The following is a 2,773-nucleotide window of genomic DNA, read 5'->3' on the forward strand; positions in this document are numbered from 1 at the left end:
TGGGATTTTTGCCGCCGCTGACGGAAGAGCAGGGGCTGGGATACTGGCAAGGGATAGAGACGGAGCTGGCGGCTGGCAACCGTCGGCTCTGGGTCGCCTTCGAGCAGCATCAGCTGGTCGGCACCCTGCAACTGGCGCTCTGTACCAAGGCCAACGGCCGCCACCGGGCCGAGGTGGAGAAGCTGATGGTGCACAGTCACGCCCGTGGCAAGGGGGTCGGCCGCGCCCTGATGGCGGCCATGGAGCAGGGGGCCAGTGACGCCGGGCGTACCCTGCTGGTGCTCGATACCCGGGTCGGCGATGTGGCATCCAGCCTCTATCGCCAGCTGGGCTATCAGGAGGCAGGCCAGATCCCGGACTTTGCCCGCAGTGCCGACGGCACCTTGGCGGCCACCCTCTTCTTCTACAAGCAGCTCTGAGTTTCCCCTGCAAAGATGGCCTTGCGCCCTGCTTCCAGAGAGGGCGCATGCTGGCCATCGGCACCTCGCAGCCTGCATCTCTTCACCCCAGATAAACCATCTAATATGCACTTTGATTAATTTAATCGAGGGATGAACCCCACTCTCCCTTCACCTGATGGCTGACGAGGCGTATGGTGTGGCAGGAAGACCCGTTTGCATACCAACCGGGTGCCACTCACTGCCTTGAGGAATCCTGTATGCCTATCCTGCCTCGTACCGTCACCTCCCCCAAAAAGTTCATCATCGGCCACGACCTTCTGCCCCAACTCCATGATCATGTGAAAGATTTTGGCGACAACGCCCTGCTCGTCAGCGACGAGTTCATTCTGGAGCGGGTGCGTGAAGAGGCGCTGGCCGGCCTGCTGCAAGCGGGCCTGAAGGGCGCGGTCGAGAAATTCAACTACGAATGTACCGACATCGAGATCCACCGCCTCGTGGATCTCGCTGAACAGCAGGGCGCCAACGTGATCGTCGGGATCGGCGGTGGCAAGACCCTGGACGTGGCGAAGGCGGTCGCCTTCTACCTGCGCCGCCCCGTGGTGCTGTTCCCCACCATAGCCTCTACCGATGCCCCCTGTACCGCGCTGGCGGTCATTTACAATCAGGCGGGCGAGTTCGAGCGCTATCTGTTCCTGCCCCAGAACCCGGACGTGGTGATCGCCGACACCGCCATCATAGCCGCAGCCCCTGTCCGCTTCTTCGCCGCCGGCGTGGGGGATGCGCTGGCCACCTATTTCGAAGCCCGCGCCTGCTATCGGGCCGATGGCATCAACCTGGTGGGAAAACGCCCCTCCCGCACCGGGCTTGGCCTGGCCCGGCTCTGCTATGAGCTGCTGGGGGAGAACATCGACATGGCGATGGACGCGGTGCGCCATCACGTCACCACACCGGCGCTGGAGCAGATCATCGAGGCCACTATCTACCTGAGCGGGGTCGGCGCCGAGGCCGGTGGTCTGGCGGCAGCCCATGCGGTCAACAACGGCATGTCGGTGGTGCCCGACCTGCACCGTGCCCAGCACGGAGAGAAGGTGGTCTTCGGGCTGCTGACCCAGCTGGTGCTGGAGCGCGCACCCCAGGCCGAGCTCGACGAGGTGATGCGCATCATCCATGTCGCCGGTCTGCCCATGACACTGCAGGAGATGGGGCTGACCCGCTTTGTCGAGAGCGAGTGGCGCAAGGTGGCGGCGCTTGCCTGCGATTCCCTCGACACCATGGGCAACATGCCCATGGCCGTGAACGAGCAGGATGTCTACGGCGCCATGATCGCGGCCAACGCCATGGCAGAGCGCTATCGGGCCCGCCATCCCAACCATTGATCAATGGATAAAACGCATCCCTGATCAATAATGACAAGGCCAGCCGTGCGGCTGGCCTTGTCTATTGCGCCCCGAAATGCTGGAATGCCCCTTCCCCTCTCAGGACAAGGAGTCACCATGATATTGGAAGTCGCTCATCTGCAGGTCATCTCGGGTCAGGCAGCCGCCTTCGAGCAGGCCTTTGGCCAAGCCCAGGCCATCATCAGTGCCATGCCGGGTTACACCGGGCACCAGTTGCAGCACTCGCTGACCGATCCCCACCGCTATCTGCTGTTGGTCAGCTGGCAGCGGCTCGAAGATCACACTCAGGGCTTTCGCGGCTCACCCCAGTACCAGCAGTGGAAGGCATTGTTGCATCACTTCTACGACCCCTTCCCCACGGTGGAGCACTATCAGGCGGTGGCACAGTGCCAGGGGACCGGATCAGGCCAGTACGCCGGGATCTCATAGCAAACAGTCAGGGCCCGCTGGTCACGTATCCATCCCCTGCTGGGCCTGTCACTGACATGACCAGCTGGCTCTGGCGTGCTCACCAGCTGGAATATGATTATGATCACACCAGCCTGTTCATACAGGGAAGCTGCATCAGGCCAGCCGCTCGGCACGCACCCTGATCACGGGCTCGGCAAATGCCGCTTGCGCCGTGATCAGCTGCAACTCATAAGCCTGCGCCTGCCAGGTGTGCAGCAGCACAGTATCCACAGCCGCATTGGTGCGCTCAAACGCCGTCACGGCATCAAAGCCTGCCTGCAGATTGGCCAGCATCAGGGCACTGATGAGATCCCCCACCCCCACCGGCTGACGGGCAAATTCATAGAGCGGACGGGCGATCAGGTAATCCCCATCCGGGGTAGCCAAGAGCATCTCGAAGCGACCCGGCTCGCGAGCGGCGCGACCCAGATGCTTCACCAGCACCATCTTCACACCCCGGGCCAGCAACTGATGCGCCGCGGCACGGGTCTGGACCAGATCAGCCAGGTGCGTGTCACACAGTGT

Annotated in this window: 4 protein-coding genes; 3 read left to right on the forward strand and 1 reads right to left on the reverse strand. The window is 62.7% G+C overall.

Annotated elements, in window-relative coordinates; all coding sequences use genetic code 11:
- From BN1128_RS15795 to BN1128_RS15805, 3 genes are all read left to right on the forward strand, one after another.
- Positions 1-419, forward strand: a 419-nt coding sequence (locus tag BN1128_RS15795) for a GNAT family N-acetyltransferase (protein WP_042870477.1), incomplete at its 5' end; no start/stop codon positions are given.
- Positions 420-658: 239 nt separating this feature from the next.
- Positions 659-1,777 carry a glycerol dehydrogenase gene (locus BN1128_RS15800; protein WP_042870479.1) on the forward strand — a complete coding sequence of 373 codons (1,119 nt, stop codon included), beginning with the start codon at positions 659-661 and terminating at the stop codon, positions 1,775-1,777.
- A gap of 117 nt (positions 1,778-1,894) precedes the next feature.
- A complete protein-coding gene (locus tag BN1128_RS15805; RefSeq protein ID WP_042870480.1) occupies positions 1,895-2,227 on the forward strand; it encodes an antibiotic biosynthesis monooxygenase family protein in 333 nt (110 codons plus the stop codon).
- Between the two features lie 135 nt (positions 2,228-2,362).
- Here the strand turns inward: BN1128_RS15805 and BN1128_RS15810 are convergent.
- Positions 2,363-2,773 (reverse strand): pyridoxamine kinase (locus BN1128_RS15810; RefSeq protein WP_042870482.1); only part of this gene is annotated, 411 nt, incomplete at its 5' end.

The organism is Aeromonas piscicola, from assembly GCF_000820005.1.
Classification (GTDB): Bacteria; Pseudomonadota; Gammaproteobacteria; order Enterobacterales; family Aeromonadaceae; genus Aeromonas; species Aeromonas piscicola.

Coding starts and splice junctions, on each gene's coding strand:
- BN1128_RS15800 (WP_042870479.1), top strand. CDS start 659: ATGCCTATCCTGCCTCGTACCGTCACCTCCCCCAAAAAGTTCATCATC.
- BN1128_RS15805 (WP_042870480.1), top strand. CDS start 1,895: ATGATATTGGAAGTCGCTCATCTGCAGGTCATCTCGGGTCAGGCAGCC.